The sequence below is a fragment of the Vibrio sp. 1874 genome (assembly GCF_033344395.1).
GTDB lineage: Bacteria > Pseudomonadota > Gammaproteobacteria > Enterobacterales > Vibrionaceae > Vibrio > Vibrio alginolyticus.
On record NZ_JAWPOR010000090.1, the window covers coordinates 1 to 1,394 of the forward strand.

General features: G+C 47.7%; 1 protein-coding gene. It reads left to right on the forward strand.

Annotated features, from left to right (window positions below):
* Positions 1 to 104 precede the first annotated feature (104 nt).
* Positions 105 to 1,394 (forward strand): DNA polymerase III subunit alpha (dnaE, locus tag R8N46_RS24745; RefSeq protein ID WP_318189715.1); only part of this gene is annotated, 1,290 nt, incomplete at its 3' end.

Genomic DNA, 1,394 nt, shown 5'->3' on the forward strand with positions numbered 1-1,394 from the left:
GAAAGCTTTAGGCTTAGATTAATAAATTGGGCGGATTGGTGTTATAAACCCAGCCCCCTTTAGGTTAGAATCCCCAACAAAATAGAGTTACACGGTACCTGTTAATGTCAGATCCCAAGTTCGTCCACCTTCGTATTCACAGTGATTTCTCGATGGTGGATGGTATCAATAAAGTTCCACCGATAGTCAAGAAAGTCGCCGAGCTTGGTATGCCTGCCATGGCTTTGACTGACTTCACCAACTTATGTGGTTTGGTGAAGTTTTATGGCACAGCGCATGGCTCCGGCGTTAAACCGATCATCGGTGCAGATTTCAAAATGCAATCTGATGAATTTGGTGAAGAACTGACCCAGCTGACAGTACTTGCTGCCGACAATGCAGGTTACAAGAACCTCACGTTACTGATTTCCAAAGCGTACTTACGTGGCCACGTTCAGCACCAACCTGTGATTGATAGGGCGTGGCTGGCCGAGATGTCAGAAGGCTTAATCGTTCTCTCTGGCGCTAAAAATGGCGATATCGGCAAAGCGCTGCTTAAAGGTAACCGTAAACTGGTTGAAAGCTGTGTAGAGTTTTACAAACAGCATTTCCCGGACCGTTTCTATCTAGAATTGATTCGTACAGGCCGTCCGGATGAAGAGACGTACTTGCACTTTGCCATCGATCTCGCTGAGCAACATGACTTGCCCGTGGTCGCGACAAACGAAGTGGTTTTCCTAAGTGCAGACCTTTTCGATGCGCACGAGATTCGTGTTGCGATTCATGATGGTTACACACTAGAAGACCCACGCCGACCAAAAAATTACAGCCCGCAGCAGTACCTTCGCACTGAAGAGGAAATGTGTGAGCTGTTTGCTGATATTCCTGAAGCGTTAGAAAACAGTGTCGAGATCGCTAAGCGTTGTAACGTGACCGTTCGTTTGGGTGAATACTTCTTGCCAGCCTTCCCAACAGAAGGGATGGAAGAAACTGAATTCTTGGTCATGAAGTCGCGAGAAGGTTTGGAAGAGCGTCTAGAGTTCCTATTCCCTAATGAAGAAGAGCGCAAAAAGCGCCGTCCAGAATACGACGAGCGTTTACAAATCGAACTCGACGTAATCAACCAAATGGGGTTCCCTGGCTACTTCTTGATCGTAATGGAGTTCATCCAGTGGTCGAAAGACAACGCGATTCCAGTCGGTCCTGGTCGTGGTTCGGGGGCCGGTTCTTTGGTGGCCTACGCGCTGAAAATCACCGATCTTGATCCGCTTGAATATGACTTGCTCTTCGAACGTTTCTTGAACCCAGAACGTGTATCCATGCCCGATTTCGACGTCGACTTTTGTATGGATAAGCGTGACCAAGTGATTGATCACGTTGCCGAAATGTACGGTCGAGATGCCGTATCTCAGATC